This window comes from Pseudomonas sp. IT-P253, from assembly GCF_949768125.1.
Taxonomy (GTDB): domain Bacteria; phylum Pseudomonadota; class Gammaproteobacteria; order Pseudomonadales; family Pseudomonadaceae; genus Aquipseudomonas.
Genome location: NZ_CATKPT010000083.1, coordinates 176,316 through 195,992, shown reverse-complemented (window position 1 = coordinate 195,992; position 19,677 = coordinate 176,316). Strand labels below are relative to the sequence as shown.

The 19,677-nt window shown below is 59.3% G+C and carries 17 protein-coding genes and 1 pseudogene; 12 read left to right on the top strand and 6 right to left on the bottom strand.

Going from position 1 to position 19,677, the window contains the following annotated elements:
• The first annotated feature begins 327 nt into the window (after window positions 1-327).
• Together ACM6IR_RS27100 and rsd are read left to right on the top strand one after the other, a co-directional pair.
• On the top strand, window positions 328-783 hold the full coding sequence (locus ACM6IR_RS27100) for a disulfide bond formation protein B (protein WP_414910526.1): 456 nt from the start codon (window positions 328-330) through the stop codon (window positions 781-783).
• A 177-nt stretch (window positions 784-960) separates the two neighbouring features.
• Window positions 961-1,419 (top strand): sigma D regulator, encoded by a 459-nt coding sequence (gene rsd, locus ACM6IR_RS27095; RefSeq protein ID WP_414910535.1) that lies wholly within the window; start codon window positions 961-963, stop codon window positions 1,417-1,419.
• A 78-nt stretch (window positions 1,420-1,497) separates the two neighbouring features.
• Here rsd and ACM6IR_RS27090 read toward each other — a convergent pair whose 3' ends face one another.
• Window positions 1,498-2,163, bottom strand: a complete 666-nt coding sequence (locus ACM6IR_RS27090; RefSeq protein ID WP_414910525.1) for an FKBP-type peptidyl-prolyl cis-trans isomerase — start codon at window positions 2,161-2,163, stop codon at window positions 1,498-1,500.
• Window positions 2,164-2,355: 192 nt separating this feature from the next.
• Between ACM6IR_RS27090 and ACM6IR_RS27085 the strand changes: the two genes are divergently transcribed.
• Window positions 2,356-3,471 (top strand): AlgP family protein, encoded by a 1,116-nt coding sequence (locus tag ACM6IR_RS27085; protein ID WP_414910524.1) that lies wholly within the window; start codon window positions 2,356-2,358, stop codon window positions 3,469-3,471.
• Here the strand turns inward: ACM6IR_RS27085 and ACM6IR_RS27080 are convergent.
• The gene (locus ACM6IR_RS27080) at window positions 3,468-3,932 is read right to left on the bottom strand and encodes a TIGR02444 family protein (protein ID WP_414910523.1); all 465 of its coding nucleotides are present in this window, start codon (window positions 3,930-3,932) and stop codon (window positions 3,468-3,470) included. The genes ACM6IR_RS27085 and ACM6IR_RS27080 overlap by 4 nt on opposite strands.
• Before the next feature lie 50 nt (window positions 3,933-3,982).
• Here ACM6IR_RS27080 and ACM6IR_RS27075 point away from each other — a divergent pair, with 50 nt between their 5' ends.
• Together ACM6IR_RS27075 and rhtB are read left to right on the top strand one after the other, a co-directional pair.
• Window positions 3,983-5,893: an ATP-binding cassette domain-containing protein gene (locus tag ACM6IR_RS27075; protein ID WP_414910522.1), complete on the top strand. Its 1,911-nt coding sequence runs from the start codon at window positions 3,983-3,985 to the stop codon at window positions 5,891-5,893.
• Between the two features lie 324 nt (window positions 5,894-6,217).
• On the top strand, window positions 6,218-6,850 hold the full coding sequence (gene rhtB / locus ACM6IR_RS27070; protein ID WP_414910521.1) for a homoserine/homoserine lactone efflux protein: 633 nt from the start codon (window positions 6,218-6,220) through the stop codon (window positions 6,848-6,850).
• 57 nt (window positions 6,851-6,907) lie between these two features.
• On the opposite strand, the pseudogene ACM6IR_RS27065 reads toward rhtB, so the two are convergent.
• A pseudogene (locus tag ACM6IR_RS27065) lies at window positions 6,908-6,982 on the bottom strand (penicillin-binding protein activator LpoB); the annotation flags it as partial.
• Window positions 6,983-7,060: 78 nt separating this feature from the next.
• Between ACM6IR_RS27065 and ACM6IR_RS27060 the strand changes: the two are divergent.
• Both ACM6IR_RS27060 and ACM6IR_RS27055 read left to right on the top strand, forming a co-directional pair.
• The gene (locus tag ACM6IR_RS27060) at window positions 7,061-8,959 is read left to right on the top strand and encodes an FTR1 family protein (RefSeq protein WP_414910520.1); all 1,899 of its coding nucleotides are present in this window, start codon (window positions 7,061-7,063) and stop codon (window positions 8,957-8,959) included.
• A gap of 108 nt (window positions 8,960-9,067) precedes the next feature.
• Window positions 9,068-9,523 (top strand): YaiI/YqxD family protein, encoded by a 456-nt coding sequence (locus ACM6IR_RS27055; protein ID WP_414910519.1) that lies wholly within the window; start codon window positions 9,068-9,070, stop codon window positions 9,521-9,523.
• A 116-nt stretch (window positions 9,524-9,639) separates the two neighbouring features.
• Here the strand turns inward: ACM6IR_RS27055 and elbB are convergent, their stop codons facing one another.
• On the bottom strand, window positions 9,640-10,308 hold the full coding sequence (elbB, locus tag ACM6IR_RS27050) for an isoprenoid biosynthesis glyoxalase ElbB (RefSeq protein WP_414910518.1): 669 nt from the start codon (window positions 10,306-10,308) through the stop codon (window positions 9,640-9,642).
• Between the two features lie 115 nt (window positions 10,309-10,423).
• Between elbB and ACM6IR_RS27045 the strand changes: the two genes are divergently transcribed.
• Window positions 10,424-11,659, top strand: a complete 1,236-nt coding sequence (locus tag ACM6IR_RS27045) for a sterol desaturase family protein (protein WP_414910517.1) — start codon at window positions 10,424-10,426, stop codon at window positions 11,657-11,659.
• On the opposite strand, the gene ACM6IR_RS27040 is transcribed toward ACM6IR_RS27045, so the two are convergent.
• On the bottom strand, window positions 11,640-12,266 hold the full coding sequence (locus ACM6IR_RS27040; RefSeq protein ID WP_414910516.1) for a DedA family protein: 627 nt from the start codon (window positions 12,264-12,266) through the stop codon (window positions 11,640-11,642). The two genes, ACM6IR_RS27045 and ACM6IR_RS27040, sit on opposite strands and share 20 nt — an antisense overlap.
• A 207-nt stretch (window positions 12,267-12,473) precedes the next feature.
• Between ACM6IR_RS27040 and hemB the strand changes: the two genes are divergently transcribed.
• Window positions 12,474-13,487 (top strand): porphobilinogen synthase, encoded by a 1,014-nt coding sequence (hemB, locus tag ACM6IR_RS27035; RefSeq protein WP_414910515.1) that lies wholly within the window; start codon window positions 12,474-12,476, stop codon window positions 13,485-13,487.
• An 18-nt stretch (window positions 13,488-13,505) separates the two neighbouring features.
• Window positions 13,506-15,728, top strand: a complete 2,223-nt coding sequence (gene ppk1, locus ACM6IR_RS27030; RefSeq protein WP_414910514.1) for a polyphosphate kinase 1 — start codon at window positions 13,506-13,508, stop codon at window positions 15,726-15,728.
• 171 nt (window positions 15,729-15,899) lie between these two features.
• Here ppk1 and ppx read toward each other — a convergent pair whose 3' ends face one another.
• Complete coding sequence (gene ppx, locus ACM6IR_RS27025; protein ID WP_414910513.1) at window positions 15,900-17,402, bottom strand: exopolyphosphatase; 1,503 nt, start codon at window positions 17,400-17,402, stop codon at window positions 15,900-15,902.
• A gap of 369 nt (window positions 17,403-17,771) precedes the next feature.
• On the opposite strand from ppx, the gene trxA reads away from it, so the two are divergent.
• Both trxA and rho read left to right on the top strand, forming a co-directional pair.
• Window positions 17,772-18,101: a thioredoxin TrxA gene (gene trxA, locus ACM6IR_RS27020; RefSeq protein ID WP_003206727.1), complete on the top strand. Its 330-nt coding sequence runs from the start codon at window positions 17,772-17,774 to the stop codon at window positions 18,099-18,101.
• Window positions 18,102-18,347: 246 nt separating this feature from the next.
• Window positions 18,348-19,607 (top strand): transcription termination factor Rho, encoded by a 1,260-nt coding sequence (gene rho / locus ACM6IR_RS27015; RefSeq protein WP_007942421.1) that lies wholly within the window; start codon window positions 18,348-18,350, stop codon window positions 19,605-19,607.
• The last annotated feature ends 70 nt before the right edge of the window (window positions 19,608-19,677 follow it).

The following is a 19,677-nucleotide window of genomic DNA, read 5'->3' as shown; positions in this document are numbered from 1 at the left end:
CAGCCTGCGTTCGACTGCGAAGCCGTCGCTTGATCCTGGCGCCTCGATCGGTCTGAAACAGCGCGGTGTCTGAATACACGACTGCTGCGCAGCCGAACGCAGGCTGCGCCAGCTGCTACAGGGTGCGTGTTTGGAAGGGCTGTCCAGGCTCGAATATTCGTCGAATTTTTACCCGCAGGCATAGTCCTACGCGGGGCTACATCCGATCCTCTCGTCCCTGTCGGGATTTCCCTACACTTCTGTTGAAGTGTCCCTGCAAGCCCGCCTTGTAACGCTGGCGCGCTTTCCTCTACCGTAACCCCCTGTCTCAACTGTTACGGAAAAGCCATGCCTTTGGCCTGCTCACGTTCCTTGTTCTTCATGACTTTCATTGCAGGTGCCCTGGCGTTGGGCGTTTCCTATTACCTGGAATATGCGGTAGGCCTAAAGCCTTGCGACATGTGCCTGTTGCAGCGGATGTGCCTGGCGCTGCTCACCGGTGCCTACCTGACAGCGTCGTTACACGGTCCCGGCGCCTTCGGGACGTTTGTGTATTGGTTGCTCGGTCTGTTTTGCAGTCTGGCCGGTACAGTCACGGCGTGGCGCCAGGTGTTGTTGCAGTGTGATCCCGACTGTGCCGAAATTTCGTGGACACTGTTCGACCTGAGCATTCCGGAGTGGAGTCTGCTGTTTTTCGTTGCGATGATGATCCAGGGGGGGCTCCAGATACTTCGTGCCGTCTGGATCGCTACTCAGCGACCACTCAGCGGCGAGTCGTCGCACCGGGCACTAGCGGGCGATTAAACACTTGTATGAACTTTATCGCGTGCGTACCTTGAAGGCATTGTCGTGCGGGCATAATCTGGCCCGCACGTGTCATTGGAATTATGTTGCTCGAATGACGCTCTGCCTGGCCGATTCTTGATTTTCAAGTTGCGACAGGTGTAGAGCAGCATGACCCACAAGGGAAGAGAGATCACCATGCTCGAAAGTTGTCAGAATGCTCAGGAACGTTGGGGTGGAGTGCATCTGCTGATCGATCGCTGGTTGCAGGAGCGTCACGAACTGGTTCGGGCCTATGATGCTCTTGGCGCGAAGCCTGAGGCTCTGGGCGAAGACCGAAAACCGTTGCAGGAATTCTGCGGAGTGCTGGTCGATTACGTGTCTGCCGGACATTTCGAGATCTATGAACAGTTGACCGGCGAAGCCAAAGCGTTTGGTGACACTCGTGGATTGGAACTGGCCGAGACGATCTACCCACGCATCGACGTCATCACCGAGAAGCTGCTCGCCTTCAATGACCTGTGTGATGCAGGTCAATGCGTAGCGGAGAAATTCAAGGAGCTGGGTGGCTTGTTGCATGAACGCTTCGAACTGGAAGACTGCCTGATCGAAGTGCTGCACACCGCTCACAAGGAAGAGGACCCGGTTCAGGCCTGAACCCCCTTCCCGCAAGACCCGGCCTTCCAGCAAAAAGCTAAACGGTGCGCTCTGCGCGCCGTTTTTCGTTGGTGCTGTTCAGCTCGTGGCGCCGCGCAATTCGACGTCGAACACCAGCGGCGTGAATGGCGCGATCAAGTCGCCGGCACCATCGGCGCCATAGGCTTCGGCCGATGGAATCACCAGGCGCCATTTCGCGCCCACCGGCATATTTTGCAGCGCAGTGCGCCATCCAGTGATCACGCTATCGAGACTGAACCATTGCGGCTGAGTGTTCTGGTCGAACACAGTGCCGTCGGGAAGGCGACCGATGTACAGCACCTGGACTTTGCCGCTCGGGCCGGCTTTGGCGCCCGTGCCCGGAACCAGCTCTGTCAGCAATATTCCATCGGCCAATTCACGAACACCGGGTTTGGCTTTTTCTTCGGCGAGAAAACGCCGTTCTTTTTCGAGAGCGACTTCGCTTTGCGCAACGGCTGGCTGCTCGGCGACCTGCGCTTCGTGCTCGGCCAGAATCTGTTCGATCTGCTCGTCCTTCAGTGCCAAAGGTTTGCCTTGATAGGCTTGCTGCAAACCGTCGAGCAGGGCCTGTAGTTGCAGATCCGGAACCTCCTGGCGCAAGCGTTCGCCGAGGCTGGCACCCAGGCTGTAAGCAAGATCGTGAGCGTCATTTTCCTTGGTTTTTTCGGCGGCCTGAGCCACGGAAAAAAACACGCACAGCGATAAAAAAAGGTAGCGCGACATGGGCACTCTCCGACCTGAGATGCGCAGGATTATGCCAGTGTGAATGTGCTTAACGGTGAACTGGTTTTGCGCAGGCGCAGAAGATTTTTCATTCGTTGCAACGCAGCGCTTTGGATACTGTCAACATGCCCTAGCGGCGGTAGCAGCAGAGGTCTAGTATGAGCCGCACCCACGTCAGCCAGGAGGTAAATCATGTCGGCCACCAAGAAGCCTGTAAATACCCCGTTGCACTTACTCCAACAACTCTCGGGCAGCTTGCTCGAGCATCTGGAAAACGCTTGTTCCCAAGCCATGGCTGATGCTGAAAAACTGCTCGCCAAACTGGAAAAGCAGCGCGGAAAAGCGCAGGAAAAATTGCACAAATCCCGTACCAAACTGCAGGACGCTGCGACGGCCGGCAAGGCCAAGGCGCAAGCCAAAGCCAAGGACGCGGTCAAGGAGCTTGAGGACCTGCTTGATGCCCTCAAGGATCGTCAATCCGAAACTCGCAGCTACATCCTGCAACTCAAGCGCGATGCTCAAGAAAGCCTGAAACTGGCCCAGGGCGTCGGCCGTGTACAAGAGGCCGTCGGCAAGGCGTTGTCCCTGCGCGCGGCCAAGCCTGCTGCGGCTCCTGCCAAGAAAGCCGCTGCCAAACCGGTTGCTGCAAAAGCACCCGCCAAGCCTGCCGCCAAAGCTCCGGTGAAAGCCGCTGCCAAGCCAGCCGCAAAACCAGCAGCGAGAAAACCAGTCGCTGCCAGCGCGGCAAAACCAGCCGCTAAAACTGCAGCTGCAAAACCTGCCGCCAAGCCAGCCGCTGCAAAAACGGCTGCTGCTAAACCAGCCGTGGCGAAAACGACGGCTGCCAAACCAGCTGCAAAAACGGCCGCTAAACCTGCAGCCAAACCAGCTGCCAAAACCGCTGCGGCAAAACCTGCTGCCAAGCCGGCTGCCAAACCTGTCGCGGCTAAAGCTGCTGCAAAACCAGCTGCAAAACCAGCTGCAAAACCAGCGGTAAAAGCTGCTGCAAAACCAGCCGCTAAACCGGCAGCAAAACCTGCTGCGGCTAAACCTGCCGCTGCTGCCAAGCCGGCTACCGCCAGCGCTGCAAAACCTGCTGCAGCCAAACCTGCTGCCAAGCCAGTCGCGGCCAAACCAGCGGTGAAAAAACCTGTTGCCGCCAAGCCGGCCGCCGCACCAGTTGCCAAGCCAGCCAACCCGGCTCCGGTAGCAACGTCTGCTTTAGCAGCAGCCACCTCGACAGCCACGCCAGCGCCAACGCCGGCCGCGGCATCGATCGCAGCAACCACCCCAACCAGCGCTTCCTAAGTGCCGGTTGCCGCGACGCGCAGCTGATGCAGCGCGTCGCGGTCCAGGTGGGCGGCACCCGCCGTCACACCTTCCAGCCAGGCCGAATGCTCGGTCACCTCACACTGCGGCCAATGCTGCGCCGATCGCTCCAGCCGCAACAACAGATGTCGCTCGGCTTCCAGTTCCAGTGTCTTCACTTGTTCGCGCAACGAATTCAGCTCGGCGTCATCGCTCGCGCCGGCTTTCCATTGCAGGCGCAATGCTCGTAGTGGTCGCACGACATCCGTGTCCCAAGGCTCGGCGACGTTGCGAAGCAGCTGCAATCGATGATCGTTGCAGGCGACTCCCCGCTGCTCCAGCCACAGTCCACAGAGCAACAGGCACACATTTGCGCCCGCCGACTGCAATTGCAGGCACGCGTATTCAACGCCGGGACTGGCGTAAGTGCCAAGGGAAAAGCTCCACAGGTCAGAGGACATAGTGCTACTCGCGCTAGTTGCGATCGAAGCTGGTAGACTCCGCCGCCATTATGATTCGACTTCAGAACCTGACTTTACAGCGTGGCCCGCAACGTCTGCTAGAAGACGCCGAGCTGACCCTGCACGCCGGCCACAAAGCCGGCCTCATCGGTGCCAACGGCGCCGGCAAATCGAGCCTGTTCGCCTTGCTTCTGGGTGACCTGCACCCGGACTCGGGTGATTGCTTCTTGCCGGCGGACTGGCGCATCGCCCATATGCGTCAGGAGATCGACACCCTCGATCGCGTGGCGGTCGACTATGTGCTCGATGGCGACCTGCGCCTGCGCCAGGTGCAACGCGACCTCGCCGCAGCCGAAGCGGCGCATGACGGTGCCGCGCAGGCCCGCCTGCACTCGGAACTCGACAGCGCTGACGGTTACACGGCCGACGCCCGGGCTCGCAAATTGTTGGCCGGCCTTGGGTTTACCAACGATCAGATGGATCGCCAGGTCGGAGATTTCTCCGGTGGCTGGAGGATGCGTCTGAACCTGGCGCAGGCCTTGATGTGCCCATCAGACTTGTTGCTGCTCGACGAACCGACCAACCACTTGGACCTCGACGCCATCATCTGGCTCGAAGAGTGGCTCAAAAGCTATCCCGGCACCTTGATGCTGATTTCCCACGACCGGGATTTCCTCGATGCCGTGGTCGATCATGTGGCTCACGTCGATCAGCGCAAGATCGCCCTGTATCGCGGTGGCTATAGCGCCTTCGAACGTGCCCGCGCCGAACGTCTGGCCCAGCAACAACAGGCTTACGAGAAGCAGCAGGCGCAACGTGCGCACATGGAAAGCTACATCGCCCGGTTCAAGGCTCAGGCTACCAAGGCCCGCCAGGCCCAGAGCCGGATCAAAGCGCTGGAGCGGATGGAAGAGCTGTCCGCCGCCCACGTCGATTCGCCGTTCGATTTCGTCTTTCGCGAGTCAGCGAAGATCTCCAGTCCGTTGATTGATATCTCTGACGCTCGACTCGGTTACGGCGAGCGAGCCGTGCTGGAGAAGGTCAAGCTGCAACTGACCCCAGGCGCACGGATCGGGTTGCTCGGCCCTAACGGTGCGGGTAAGTCGACCCTGATCAAAAACCTCGCGGGTGAGCTCGAGCCGTTGTCCGGCCGACTGACCCGTGGCGAGAACACCGTCGTCGGCTATTTCGCCCAGCATCAGCTGGACTCTCTCGACTCCAAGGCGAGCCCGTTGCTGCATATGCAGCGCCTGGCGCCAACCGAGCGCGAGCAGACCCTGCGTGACTTCCTTGGCGGTTTCGACTTCCGCGGCGCACGCATCGACGAGCCGGTGCTGAATTTTTCCGGTGGCGAAAAGGCCCGTCTGGCGCTGGCGTTGATCGCCTGGGGCCGGCCGAACCTGTTGCTGCTCGACGAACCGACCAACCATCTGGACTTGGAGATGCGCCTGGCACTGACCATGGCCCTGCAGGAATTCAGCGGCGCGGTATTGGTGGTCTCCCACGATCGTCATTTGCTCAAAAGCACCACTGACAATTTCTATCTGGTGGCGGACGGCAAGGTCGAGGAGTTCGACGGCGACCTGGAAGACTACACCCGCTGGCTGGTGGATTATCGCCAGCGTAATGCGCCGGTCAGCAACTCGCCGGTCAACCCGGACAAGACCGACAAGAAAGCCCAGCGCCAGGCCGCTGCTGCGTTGCGTCAGCAACTGGCACCGCACAAGCGTGAGGCTGACAAGCTGGAAGCCGAGTTGGGCAAGCTGCATGAGAAACTGGCGAAGATCGATGCCAGCCTCGGTGACAGCGATATCTACGAGCCGGCACGCAAGAACGACTTGCGTGATCTGCTGGCCGAACAGGCCAGGCTGAAGGTGCGTGAAGCCGAACTGGAAGAAGCCTGGATGGAAGCCCTCGAATTGCTCGAAAGCATGCAGGCGGAGCTAGAGGCGCTGTCCTGAAGGAAGCGTTCAAGCTGCCATTGCCTGCGGTGTGGATAGCGACGTTTTCCCTTCTAGTAGGTTCGAGAAATAGGCTTTCTTTAGCCTGACACACCGCTATCGCGAGCAAGCTCGCTCCCACAGGTTTTGGGTTGGATTGCGGATTTGTGATCAGCCCGGATGCCTGTGGGAGCGAGCTTGCTCGCGATAGCGGCCCGTCAGACGATGGGGGCTTGAAGCTGTAAACGCTGGTTGGCAGCGCAATATCCTGCAAAAAATTGATGGTCATCGGCTCAAAGCCGCATTAGCTTAGACGTCTGTTACGAGTTTGATTCGAGGTGAGCGATGGAGCTTCATACATGGCTGGCGTTTTTTGCCGCCTGCTGGGTGATCAGTTTGTCTCCCGGTGCCGGGGCCATTGCGTCGATGTCCAGTGGTCTGCAATACGGTTTCTGGCGCGGTTACTGGAACGCCCTGGGCCTGCAATTGGGCCTGGCGTTGCAGATCGCGATTGTCGGCGCCGGGGTCGGCGCCATCCTCACCGCGTCGGCCACGGCGTTCCATGCGATCAAATGGTTCGGCGTGGCGTATCTGATTTATCTCGCGGTCAAGCAATGGCGCGCGCTGCCCAGCGACATGAGCGATAACGCGGCGATACGGCAAATCGGTAAACCGCTGGTGCTGGTGTTCCGGGGTTTTCTGGTGAACATCAGCAACCCCAAGGCGTTGGTGTTCATGCTGGCGGTGTTGCCGCAGTTCATTGACCCGCATGCGCCACTGTTGGCTCAGTACCTGATCATCGGTGTGACCATGGTTTGCGTGGACCTGATCGTCATGGCCGGTTACACCGGGCTGGCGTCCAAGGTGTTGCGTCTGCTGCGCACTCCCAAACAGCAAAAACGCATGAATCGTACCTTTGCCGGATTGTTCATTGGTGCGGCGGCGTTCATGGCGACGCTGCGCAAAGCGACGATGTAATACCGTCAGGCACAAAAAAAGGCGACCTCTTCAGGTCGCCTTTTTCATTTGTGGCGGCACCCACTTGAACATCCCGGAACGCAGCCTCTCGCCCTTGATGTCGCCGGTGAATTTACGCCATTCACCTTGTTCGTTGTTACAACAACGCTTGAGTGAAAGTCATTGAGAGTGAACAATGTGTTACTTCGTATTATCAATTGAGATTCATTCATGACTGCCCCGTCCCGTTTCCTGGCCTGGCTGGTGTTCCCTCTGTTTGCCTTGTGCAGCTTCAACCTGCTGGCCAACACCGTGGAAGGTGCGCCTCAAGCCCTGCATATACTCGATTACATCAGCGCGGATTACCCGCAATCGGTGCAAGCGGGCAAGGTTATTAATGAGTCCGAATACCAAGAACAGCTGGAATTTATCAAGGCGCTGCAAGGCTTGATCGCCGCGATGCCAGCCAAACCGGAAAAAGTCGGGTTGGAGCAGGGCGTCAGCACGTTACGCAATGTGATCGCTGCACGTCAGGACGGCGCGGACGTCGCCCGCCAGGCACGGCAACTCGGTGCGAAGCTGGCCGTGGCCTACGAAGTCAGTCAGGCGCCGATCATTACGCCGGATCCCACCCGCGGCGCGCCGCTGTACGCTCAACATTGCTCGGTCTGCCACGGCGACGCGGGGGCTGGCGATGGCCCGGCCGGTGTCGGTCTGACACCGCCTCCGGCCAATCTGCGTGATACCGCGCGCATGGACCAGCTGAGCCTCTACGCGATCTACAGCACCTTGGGCCAGGGTGTCGAAGGCACTGACATGCCGGCCTTCGCTGATCAGCTGGATGACCGTCAGCGTTGGGACCTGGCGACCTACATCGCCAGCTTCAGCGCCGGGCCGGCGACGGCAACAGCCAACGCGACCTACAACATTGCCGATCTGGCCCGCCAGACGCCGGCCGAAGTGCAAGGCGCCGAAGGCCCGCAAGCCGCTGCGACCTATCGTGCGCAACGCGCTCAGCCGCCGCAGGTCAAACGTGGCCCTGCGCAGTTGCTCGATTACACCGCAGCGACGCTGGACAAAAGCATTGCGGCTTACCGTGCCGGTGACCACGATCAGGCTTACGACTTGTCGGTAGCGGCGTATCTGGAAGGCTTCGAATTGGTCGAAAGTTCCCTCGACAACGTCGACGCCAACGTGCGCAAGAACACCGAAAAGTCCCTGATGGCTTACCGTCAGTCGTTGCAGGATGGTTTGCCGCTGGACCAGGCCCAGCAACGCCTGGACACGGCCAAAGCCAAGTTGAAGGAATCTGCCGGGCTGCTGGGCAGTGATGGCTTGAGCTGGTCGTTGAGCTACGTCTCCGGCCTGCTGATTCTGTTGCGCGAAGGCCTGGAAGCGATTCTGGTGCTGGCGGCGATCCTCGCCTTCTTGCGTAACACCGGTCAGCAGTCGGCCGTGCGCAGCGTCAACGCTGGTTGGGGCCTGGCGCTGTTGGCCGGCCTGGGGACCTGGGCGCTGGCGGCCTATGTGATTGATGTCAGCGGTTCGCAGCGGGAGTTGCTGGAAGGCGCGACAGCGTTGTTTGCCGCGGTCATGGTGCTTTGGCTCGGCGTGTGGATGCACGACCGTCGCCACGCGGCGGCCTGGCAGGATTACATCAAGAGCAGCCTGGTGGGCGGTGGCGGACGTTTCGGCTTTGCGACGCTGGCGTTCTTCTCGGTCTATCGCGAATTGTTTGAAGTGATTTTGTTCTACGAGACCCTGTGGTTGCAGGCAGGTCCGGCAGGACATAACGCGGTACTGGCCGGTGGCGCCACGGCATTGGTGCTGCTGGTCGGTCTGGCATGGGTGATTTTACGTGGCTCGGCGAAACTGCCGCTGTCGCTGTTCTTCAGCATCAATGCCGGGCTGTTGTGCGCGTTGTCGGTGGTCTTCGCCGGGCATGGCGTGAAAGCGTTGCAGGAGGCCGGCATTTTCGGCACCCGCCCGGTGCCGTTCTTTGACTTCGACTGGCTGGGGATCCACGCTGATGCGTATTCGCTGAGTGCGCAGGCCGTGGCGATCATTGCGATCATCGTGCTGTATAGCCGCAGCCGGATGGCCGAGAAGCGGCGGGTGCAGGTTTCCTGACGAGCATTCGCTTCGCTCACATTCGCGGGCAAGCCCCGCTCCTACGGGGTCAGCGTTAACCCGTAGGAGCGAGGCTTGCCCGCGATGCTTTTAAAAGAGGAAAAAACAATGCGTGTCTGGATCGATGCCGACGCTTGCCCTCGGGCAGCCAAGGACCTGGTGGTGAAATTCGCGCTCAAGCGTCAGTTCGAGGTGGTGTTGGTGGCGGGGCAGTCACAGATCAAGCCGGGGTTGGCGTTGGTGAAGCTGATCGTGGTGCCGAGTGGTCCGGATGCGGCCGATGATTACCTGGTGGAGCACGCCGTACCCGGTGAGTTGGTGATCTGCAGCGATGTGCCGCTGGCCGATCGGCTGGTCAAGAAAGGCGTTGCGGCGCTGGACCCGCGGGGCAAGGAGTTCGATGCGCAGAACATGGGCGACCGGCTGGCGGTGCGAAACCTGTTCACCGATTTGCGTGAGCAGGGTCAGATGAGTGGCGGGCCAGCGCCCTTCGGCGAACGCGAGAAACAGGCGTTTGCCAATGCGCTGGACCGGATCCTCACCCGGCTTTCCCGCAAGTCTTAAGCACGAAGGTGATCCTGTGGGAGCGAGCCTGCTCGCGAAGGGGCCCGTACATTCAACATTGATGTCGACGGTCAGTGCGCTTTCGCGAGCAGGCTCGCTCCCACATTTGAACGGAATCAGGCGTCGTTTTCGTGGGTCAGTTCGAGGACGCGGTCGACCAGTTTGTTGATGCCGGATGCCGCCTCACTGATGCTCTGCGCCAGCATATAGGCCGGCGTACTGACCAGTTTTCGCGCCTTGTCTTCGACTATTTCGCTCACGGCGCAGTCGGTATGGGTGGCGCCCATCTTGTTCATGGCTGCGGCGGTATCGGCGTCGTTGCCAATGGTGCAGGTCACGCCAGGCCCGTAGATTTTCGCGGCCAAGGCCGGCGAGATGCAGATCAACCCCACCGGTTTGCCAGCTTCGGCAAAGGCTTCAGCCAACGCCAGCACGTCGGGTTGCACCGTGCATCCGGCGCCTTCGATGGCGAAGTTGGAGAGGTTCTTGGCCGCCCCGAAACCGCCAGGAACAATCAACGCATCGAAGTCTTCAACGTTCGCGTCGCGGATATCCTGAACGTGGCCTCGGGCGATTCGTGCCGATTCCACCAGCACGTTGCGCGACTCGGGCATTTCTTCGCCGGTCAGGTGATTGATCACATGCAACTGTGCAACATTGGGGGCGAAGCACTGCACCTGAGCACCCCGCTGGTCCAGTCGCAGCAAGGTGATCACGCTTTCGTGGATCTCGGCACCGTCGTATACGCCACAACCGGAAAGGATCACTGCAATTTTTTTGCTCATGGGGTTTTCTCCAGATTCATGGCGTTAAATGTCCACTAATTTGTCACTCGTTGCCATAGGGTTAAATCACGACTACACCTAGGATCTGTCCTCAAGATTGCGACCAGGACGCGTCATGGACTTCATTCTGTATGCGGTGCCGTTTTTCTTTGTGCTGATTGCGGTCGAGCTGCTGGTCGACCGTTGGCGCGGGGTGAGCAACTATCGGGTGGCAGATGCGATCAACAGCATCAGCACCGGGGTGCTGTCGACCACCACCGGTCTGCTGACCAAGGGTGTCGGCCTGGTCACGTACGCGTTTGCCCTCAAACATCTGGCGCAGTTCGAACTTTCGGCCGACAGCGTCTGGGTCTGGGTATTCGCCTTTGTACTTTACGACTTCTGCTATTACTGGCTGCATCGCATGGGCCACGAGCGCAATATTCTCTGGGCCGCTCACTCGGTTCATCACCAGAGTGAGGATTACAACCTTTCTACGGCCCTGCGCCAGACCAGCACCGGCTTCCTGCTGAGCTGGATTTTCTACTTGCCCATGGCGGTGCTCGGGGTGCCGTTGCTGGTGTTTGTCAGCGTCGCCGCGCTGAACCTGCTGTACCAGTTCTGGGTGCATACCCGACACATTCCCAAGCTCGGCTGGTTCGAGTGGTTCTTCGTCACGCCGTCCAATCATCGGGCCCACCATGCGCAGAACGCTCTCTACATGGATCGTAACTACGGCGGGGTGTTCATTGTTTGGGACCGTCTATTTGGCTCGTTCCAGGAGGAAGACGACAGCGAACCGGTGATTTTCGGCGTGACCACGCCGCTGGCAAGCTGGAATCCGTTGTGGGCGAACGTGCAGTTCTACGCACAGCTATGGGAAGACGCGCGGCGCGCCGAAAGTGTCTGGGACAAACTGCGGATCTGGTTCATGCGCACCGGTTGGCGGCCGGCGGACGTCGCGGCCAAGTACCCGATCAGCAAGCCTGACCTGAGCCAGTTCCGCAAATTCGAGGTGCCGCTGGACGGACGTCAGCAGCGGTATGTCGCGTTGCAGTTCGGCGTCTACATCGCCCTGGGCAGCTACTTGATGAACCTGGAGCCGCATCTGCCGACCGCCGCGTTAGTGCTCGGCTGGAGTGCAGTGGCGCTGGGGTTGTTTACGTTGGGCGCGGCCCTGGAGAATCGCCCGTGGGCGTTGAAACTGGAGCTGCTGCGGCTGGCAACGAATGTTCCGCTGGTGTGGCTGGCACCGATGGTCGGGCTTTGGCCGGCCAGCGCCGTGGGCTGGGTCGGCTTGCTCAGTTACAGCCTGTTGAGCGGAATCGGTCTCTACTGCTGTAGAAACCGCTTCACTCGCTGGGTGTCTTAGTCGCGGCGGTTTTTTCGGCTTTCAGGGCCTGCTCGTCGGCGTAGATTTTTTTCGCCAGGCGGGCGTTCTTGAATCGCCGGCGCAGCCACAGAACGAAGCCCAGCACCAGCAGGGCGCCGAGCACCCACAGCTCGTATTTCTTGACGCTACCCAGCAAGCCTTCAAGTACAGCACCGAAATGATAGGCGGCAGCGGCCAACGCGGTTGCCCAAATGGCCGCGCCGATTCCGTTCAGCAACAGGTAACGTCCCGGCGGATAGCCCGACAGGCCAATCGCCACGGGCATCACTGTGCGCAAGCCATAGACAAAACGGAAGCTCAGCACCCAGATGTCCGGGTGCTTGCGGATATGTTCCAGCGCCCGATCACCCATCATTTGCCAGCGCGGTTTGCGCGCCAGCAACTTGCGGCCGTGCTTGCGGCCCAGGAAGTACCACAGTTGGTCGCCGGCATAACTGCCGAAAAATGCCACGACGACCACCACGTTGAGGTCCATGTATCCACGGAACGCGAGGAAGCCTGCGAGCACCAGGATGGTTTCGCCTTCGAAGAACGTGCCGAGAAAGAGGGCAAAGTAGCCGAAGTCATGCAGAAATTGTTGGAGCATTGTCTGGGTGCTGGCGAAATGAACGCGCAGCCTAACGCTTCATGCACATTCATGAAAGTGTCGAAATGTGTCTCGACGTGAACATTTCCTACAACGACAATGGAATGCGACTACCTGTCACAGGGTGCACATAAGTGTCACACGTTCGTCATAATGGCCGCTTATAACTGTCACGCTCGCCTGCCAGCGCGGGCTCAGGAGTCTGCCGTGAGCTTTACCCCCGCCAATCGTTTGTTTCCTGCAACCCGCCTGCGTCGCAACCGTCGTGATGATTTTTCGCGTCGACTGGTCCGTGAAAATGTCCTGACCGCCGATGACCTGATCCTGCCGGTGTTTGTGCTGGACGGTGAAAACCGTCGCGAAGCGGTGGCTTCGATGCCGGGCGTCGAGCGCCTGACCATCGACCTGTTGCTTGAAGAAGCCGCCAAGTGGGTCGAGCTGGGGATTCCAGCGCTGGCACTGTTCCCGGTGACACCTCCCGAGCTCAAGTCTCTGGACGCCGCCGAAGCCTGGAACCCAAATGGTATTGCCCAGCGCGCCACTCGCGCCCTGCGTGCGCAATTCCCTGAGCTGGGCGTGATCACCGACGTCGCCCTGGACCCGTTCACCACCCACGGTCAGGACGGTATTCTCGACGAAGCAGGCTACGTACAGAACGACATCACTGTCGATGCACTGGTCAAACAAGCCCTGTCCCATGCCGAAGCCGGCGCTCAGGTGGTAGCCCCGTCGGACATGATGGACGGTCGCATCCAGGCCATTCGCGAAGCCCTGGAGCTGGCGGATCACGTCAACGTGCGGATCATGGCCTACTCGGCCAAATACGCCAGCGCCTATTACGGCCCGTTTCGCGATGCGGTCGGTTCGGCGCTGAACCTGGGCAAGGCCAACAAGGCCTCCTATCAAATGGACCCTGCCAACAGCAATGAAGCCCTGCACGAAGTGGCGGCAGACTTGTCAGAAGGCGCGGATATGGTCATGGTCAAGCCAGGCATGCCATATCTGGATATTCTTTACCGGGTCAAAGAAGAATTCAAAGTGCCGACGTTTGTTTACCAAGTTAGCGGCGAATACGCGATGCACATGGCGGCGATCGAGAATGGCTGGTTGAGCGAAGGGGTTATCCTCGAATCCCTGACCGCTTTTAAACGTGCAGGCGCCGATGGCATCCTGACTTACTTTGCCGTCCGTGCCGCTCAATTGTTACGAGAGCAAAAATAGCCCTCCCAGGAACATTCCATGAATACCGAAGGACTCACTGAAGTTGCCGTAAAAGAGGCTCTACCCGTGGTCGAGCAAATCGCCGAAACCCCGCCGGAGCTGGAGCCAGCTCCGGCCGCGGTGGTGGCCGATACCGCAGCAGCGGTGCCAGCGATTGCCATTCCCGGCCTGGATGACAGCAGCCTGTACATCCATCGCGAGCTTTCGCAACTGCAGTTCAACATCCGCGTGCTGGAACAGGCGCTGGATGAGTCCTACCCGTTGCTGGAGCGGCTGAAGTTTTTGCTGATCTTCTCGAGCAACCTGGACGAGTTCTTCGAAATTCGTGTGGCCGGCCTGAAGAAGCAGATCACCTTCGCCCGTGAACAGGCTGGTGCCGATGGTCTGCAACCGCACCAGGCCCTGGCTCGGATCAGCGAGCTGGTGCACGGTCACGTTGACCGCCAGTACGCGATTCTCAACGACATACTGTTGCCGGAGCTGGAAAAACATCAGGTCCGCTTCATCCGTCGCCGTTATTGGACAACCAAGCTCAAAACCTGGGTCCGCCGTTATTTCCGTGACGAGATCGCGCCGATCATCACACCAATCGGCCTTGATCCGACGCACCCGTTCCCGTTGCTGGTGAACAAAAGCCTGAACTTCATCGTCGAGCTGGAAGGGATCGACGCCTTCGGTCGCGATTCCGGTCTGGCGATCATCCCGGCGCCGCGCCTGCTGCCGCGAGTGATCAAGGTGCCTGAAGAAGTCGGCGGTCCTGGCGACAACTATGTGTTCCTGTCGTCGATGATCCACGCGCATGCCGATGACCTGTTCCAGGGCATGAAGGTCAAGGGCTGCTACCAGTTCCGCCTGACCCGTAACGCCGACCTTTCCGTCGATACCGAAGACGTAGAAGACCTGGCCCGCGCCCTGCGCGGCGAGTTGTTTTCCCGTCGCTACGGTGATGCGGTGCGTCTGGAAGTCGCCGATACCTGCCCGAAACACTTGTCCGACTACTTGCTCAAGCAGTTCAACCTGCACGAAACCGAGCTGTATCAGGTCAATGGCCCGGTCAACCTGACCCGCCTGTTCAGCATTACCGGCCTGGATAGCCAGCGAGACCTGCAATACCTGCCGTTCACGCCGCAGATCCCGAAACTACTGCAGAACAGTGAGAACATTTTTAGCGTGATCAGCAAGCAGGACATCCTGCTGCTGCACCCGTTCGAGTCGTTCACCCCGGTGGTCGACCTGTTGCGCCAGGCTGCCAAGGACCCGCATGTGTTGGCGGTTCGTCAGACCCTGTACCGCTCCGGCGCCAACTCGGAAATCGTCGATGCGCTGGTCGATGCCGCGCGAAACGGTAAGGAAGTCACTGCGGTGATCGAGTTGCGCGCGCGGTTCGACGAAGAGTCCAACCTGCAACTGGCCAGCCGTCTGCAAGCCGCTGGTGCGGTGGTGATCTACGGTGTGGTGGGCTTCAAGACCCACGCCAAGATGATGCTGATCCTGCGGCGCGAGGCCGGCGAGATTGTCCGTTACGCCCACTTGGGGACCGGCAACTACCACGCGGCCAACGCCCGCCTGTACACCGACTACAGCTTGCTGACCTCCGACGATGCCTTGTGCGAAGACGTCGGCAAATTGTTCAGTCAACTGATCGGCATGGGTAAAACCCTGCGCATGAAGAAGCTGCTGCACGCGCCGTTCACGCTGAAGAAGGGCATGCTCGACATGATTGCCCGAGAGACTCAGTTCGCCCTCGACGGCAAACCGGCGCACATCATTGGCAAGTTCAACTCGTTGACCGATCCGAAGATCATCCGCGCGTTGTACAAGGCCAGTCAGTCCGGGGTGCGTATCGATCTGGTGGTGCGAGGCATGTGCTGCCTGCGTCCGGGCATCGCCGGGGTTTCGCACAACATCCACGTGCGTTCGATCATCGGGCGCTTCCTGGAGCATACCCGGGTCTTCTACTTCCTCAATGGCGGTGAAGAGCAGATGTACCTCTCCAGCGCCGACTGGATGGAGCGCAACCTCGACAAGCGCGTCGAGACTTGCTTCCCGGTGGAAGGCAAGAAGCTGATCATGCGGGTCAAGAAAGAGCTGGAGCTTTATCTCACCGATAACACCCACAGCTGGAGCCTGCAGGCGGACGGTCGTTACATCCGCAACTCGCCGACCGGCAACCAGAACCCGCGCAGCGCCCAGGCAACGTTGCTGGAACGTTTGGGCAGTCCGATTCTGGCGGTGCGTTAATCCTTGAGTGATGAAAAAAATGGCGATCCCTGTGGATCGCCATTTTGGTTTTTACCGCCCCCTGTAGGAGCGAGCTTGCTCGCGAAAAATTTGCAGGCGGCGCAATTATCCAGGCCGCACGCGTCATCGTTAACGTCCATCGCGAGCGAGCTCGCTCCTACAGGACCGTGTTCAGCGCACGTTCAGCACGATACCGACGCGGGTCAGCCATTCCGCTTCGAGGGCGAAATCGGCCTGGGTCAGCTGGTTGTCGTCCAGCCAGTGTTCCGGGAACAACACCTCCAGGCTATCGCCATTGGCTTTGAGCGCCACCTGAGGCATTTCCTGGGTGCCGCGAATGTGATGGAACAGAATCGCAAAGCGCAGCAGCACGCACAGCCGGATCAGCTTGATGCCGTCGTCGTCGAATTCGGCAAATTTGTCCCGGGGAATATTGCGCCGGTGGCCACGTACCAGTAACGCGAGCATTTGCTGATCCTCGCGGGAAAAACCGGCGAGGTCCGAGTGCTCGATCAGGTAAGCGCCGTGCTTGTGGTAGTGATAGTGAGCGATGTCCAGGCCCACTTCATGAACCTTGGCCGCCCAGCCGAGCAGTTCGCGCCAGACACCGTCATCCAGGTCCCAGTCTTCGGCCACCTGGTCGAAAGCATGCAGGGCTTTGCGCTCGACCCGTACCGCTTGTTCCAGGTCGACGTGATAACGCTCCATCAGCGAGCTGAGCGTGCGCTCACGGACGTCTTCGTGATGATGGCGGCCCAGGAGGTCATAGAGCACGCCTTCGCGCAGTGCGCCTTCACAGTGATCCATACGTTGCAGTTCGAGGGCGTCGAAGATGGCTTCGAGAATCGCCAGGCCGGCCGGGAAAATCGCCCTGCGGTCAGGCTTGATGCCTTCAAAATCGATCTTCTCGATGTCGCCGAGCTTGAACAGTTTGCGTTTAAGCCAGGCCAGGCCTTCGGCATTCACTTCGCCAGTGCCGTGACCGCCGGCCTTCAGCGCCAGTCCGATGGCGCGAATGGTGCCCGAGGAGCCGATGGCTTCATCCCAGGTCAGGCGATGCAAGGCGTGTTCGATGCTCATGATCTCCAGCCGCGCCGCCGTGTACGCCTGGGCGTAGCGGGCCGGGGTGATCTTGCCGTCCTTGAAATAACGCTGAGTAAAGCTGACGCAGCCCATTTGCAGGCTTTCGCGCAGCAAGGGTTCAAAGCGCTGGCCGATGATGAACTCGGTACTGCCACCGCCGATATCCGTCACTAGGCGCTTGCCGGGGGTGTCCGCGAGGGTGTGGGAAACGCCGAGGTAGATCAGACGCGCTTCTTCACGGCCGGAGATGACTTCCACCGGGTGGCCGAGGATTTCTTCGGCGCGGTGGATGAACTCGGCACGGTTACGGGCTTCACGCAGGGCGTTGGTGCCGACGATCCGCACGGCGCCGGGTGGCATACCGCTGATCAGTTGGGCAAAACGTTTCAGGCAGTCGAGCCCGCGCTGCATGGATTCTTCGTTGAGCTGGCGCTCTTCATCAATGCCGGCGGCCAGCTGAACCTTTTCCCCGAGACGTTCGAGAATGCGGATTTCGCTGTTCTGGGCCTTGGCCACGACCATGTGAAAGCTGTTGGAGCCCAGGTCGATTGCGGCGATCAGGGACAGATTCTTGGCTTGGAATTGCGGCATGGTCAGGGGTCTCGGTCGATAACCTCGACATCGTGCCACGATCAAACGCTGGCGCCAACGCGCAGGTGACCGCTTCGTGGTGAATCGCGAGCAGGCTCGCTCCCACAGGGTTCTATGTTGTCTCCAGTTTGGCAGACGACACTGAACCCATGTGGGAGCGAGACCGGCTTGCCGGCGATGGCGGCCTCGAAAGCGCCAAATGCTGCATTGCGGGCCGCAATTACCTTCGTTGCTCCCGCCAACGCTTGACTTGAGCTATACCCAAACTCATGCACCACCATAGCGAGACTCAATCAACTGCACCTTCCTGAACGAGGGAAGGGCAGCTATGATGGGCCACGTTTTTTTGCTTACAACCTGGAGACTTCCATGAGCAGCGATCTTATCAAACACGTTAGCGACGCTAGCTTCGAGGCCGACGTACTCAAGGCCGAAGGCGCTGTACTGGTCGACTACTGGGCTGAATGGTGCGGCCCTTGCAAAATGATCGCTCCAGTTCTGGACGAAATTGCAGAGACTTACAAAGGCAAGCTGACTGTTGCCAAACTGAACATCGATGAGAACCAGGAAACCCCCGCCAAGCATGGCGTGCGTGGCATCCCGACCCTGATGCTGTTCAAGAACGGCAACGTTGAAGCAACCAAGGTCGGCGCTCTCTCGAAGTCGCAACTGGCTGCTTTCCTCGACGCTAACATCTAAGTGTCGATTTAAGTGTCCGAAAAAGGCCCCGCACATTGCGGGGCTTTTTCGTTATTGAGGGCTAGACGCTCCGAAACTCAGGTGTTACATTCGGCCCCGCACTGGTTTCTCCACTGCCCCCTGCTAGCCGTCGCCGACGCACTCCTTTTCGAATAAGTACGCGATCCTGTCGCCTTCTCTGCGGCGCGGCCTCATTAAGCCAAAAGCTTAATTTCCCCCCTCCATAAATGATTACGTCATTCCTATATGAATCTGACTGAACTCAAGCAAAAGCCGATTACCGAACTGCTCGAATTGGCCGAACAGATGGGCATAGAAAATATGGCCCGTTCGCGCAAGCAGGACGTGATTTTCTCCCTGCTCAAAAAGCACGCGAAAAGCGGCGAGGAAATCTCCGGTGATGGCGTGCTGGAGATTCTCCAGGACGGCTTCGGCTTCCTCCGTTCCGCTGACGCGTCCTATCTCGCCGGCCCGGACGATATCTACGTCTCGCCGAGCCAGATCCGCCGCTTCAACTTGCGCACCGGTGACACCATCGTTGGCAAGATTCGCCCTCCAAAGGAAGGCGAGCGTTATTTCGCTCTGCTCAAGGTCGACACGATCAACTACGATCGTCCCGAGAACGCGAAAAACAAGATTCTCTTCGAGAACCTGACCCCGCTGTTCCCGACCGTGCGCATGAAGATGGAAGCCGGTAACGGTTCCACCGAAGACTTGACCGGTCGTGTCATCGACCTGTGCGCCCCGATCGGCAAAGGCCAGCGCGGTCTGATCGTTGCACCGCCGAAAGCCGGTAAAACGATCATGCTGCAAAACATCGCGGCGAACATCGCTCGTAACAATCCTGAAGTTCATCTGATCGTATTGCTGATCGACGAACGTCCGGAAGAAGTAACCGAAATGCAGCGCACCGTACGCGGCGAAGTGGTTGCCTCGACGTTCGACGAGCCGCCAACCCGCCACGTGCAGGTTGCCGAAATGGTGATCGAGAAGGCCAAGCGCCTGGTCGAACACAAGAAAGACGTGGTGATCCTGCTCGACTCCATCACCCGTCTGGCCCGTGCCTACAACACTGTGATCCCGAGCTCCGGCAAAGTACTCACCGGTGGTGTCGATGCCCACGCCCTGGAGAAACCGAAGCGTTTCTTTGGTGCTGCGCGAAACATCGAAGAAGGCGGTTCGCTGACCATCATCGCCACCGCGCTGGTTGAAACCGGCTCGAAGATGGACGAAGTGATCTACGAAGAATTCAAAGGCACGGGCAACATGGAACTGCCTCTGGATCGCCGCATCGCCGAAAAACGCGTCTTCCCGGCCATCAACATCAACCGTTCCGGCACCCGCCGCGAAGAGTTGCTGACGGCTGACGACGAGTTGCAGCGTATGTGGATCCTGCGCAAACTGCTGCACCCGATGGACGAAATCGCCGCCATCGAGTTCCTGGTCGACAAGCTGAAAACGACCAAGACCAACGACGAGTTCTTCTTGTCGATGAAGCGTAAGTAAGACGGTTTTTAACCGCTAAAAATGGCGTCCTTCGGGGCGCCATTTTTTTTTGCAAATAAAGGGGAGATTT

Bases quoted from the DNA above. Each gene is read 5' to 3' on its own strand.
- ACM6IR_RS27075 (WP_414910522.1), top strand. From the start codon at position 3,983: ATGATTCGACTTCAGAACCTGACTTTACAGCGTGGCCCGCAACGTCTG.
- ACM6IR_RS27040 (WP_414910516.1), bottom strand. From the start codon at position 12,266: ATGCTCCAACAATTTCTGCATGACTTCGGCTACTTTGCCCTCTTTCTC.
- elbB (WP_414910518.1), bottom strand. From the start codon at position 10,308: ATGAGCAAAAAAATTGCAGTGATCCTTTCCGGTTGTGGCGTATACGAC.
- ACM6IR_RS27085 (WP_414910524.1), top strand. From the start codon at position 2,356: ATGTCGGCCACCAAGAAGCCTGTAAATACCCCGTTGCACTTACTCCAA.
- ACM6IR_RS27055 (WP_414910519.1), top strand. From the start codon at position 9,068: ATGCGTGTCTGGATCGATGCCGACGCTTGCCCTCGGGCAGCCAAGGAC.
- ppk1 (WP_414910514.1), top strand. From the start codon at position 13,506: ATGAATACCGAAGGACTCACTGAAGTTGCCGTAAAAGAGGCTCTACCC.
- ACM6IR_RS27060 (WP_414910520.1), top strand. From the start codon at position 7,061: ATGACTGCCCCGTCCCGTTTCCTGGCCTGGCTGGTGTTCCCTCTGTTT.
- rhtB (WP_414910521.1), top strand. From the start codon at position 6,218: ATGGAGCTTCATACATGGCTGGCGTTTTTTGCCGCCTGCTGGGTGATC.
- rsd (WP_414910535.1), top strand. From the start codon at position 961: ATGCTCGAAAGTTGTCAGAATGCTCAGGAACGTTGGGGTGGAGTGCAT.
- trxA (WP_003206727.1), top strand. From the start codon at position 17,772: ATGAGCAGCGATCTTATCAAACACGTTAGCGACGCTAGCTTCGAGGCC.
- rho (WP_007942421.1), top strand. From the start codon at position 18,348: ATGAATCTGACTGAACTCAAGCAAAAGCCGATTACCGAACTGCTCGAA.
- ACM6IR_RS27080 (WP_414910523.1), bottom strand. From the start codon at position 3,932: ATGTCCTCTGACCTGTGGAGCTTTTCCCTTGGCACTTACGCCAGTCCC.
- ACM6IR_RS27090 (WP_414910525.1), bottom strand. From the start codon at position 2,163: ATGTCGCGCTACCTTTTTTTATCGCTGTGCGTGTTTTTTTCCGTGGCT.
- ACM6IR_RS27100 (WP_414910526.1), top strand. From the start codon at position 328: ATGCCTTTGGCCTGCTCACGTTCCTTGTTCTTCATGACTTTCATTGCA.
- ppx (WP_414910513.1), bottom strand. From the start codon at position 17,402: ATGCCGCAATTCCAAGCCAAGAATCTGTCCCTGATCGCCGCAATCGAC.
- ACM6IR_RS27045 (WP_414910517.1), top strand. From the start codon at position 10,424: ATGGACTTCATTCTGTATGCGGTGCCGTTTTTCTTTGTGCTGATTGCG.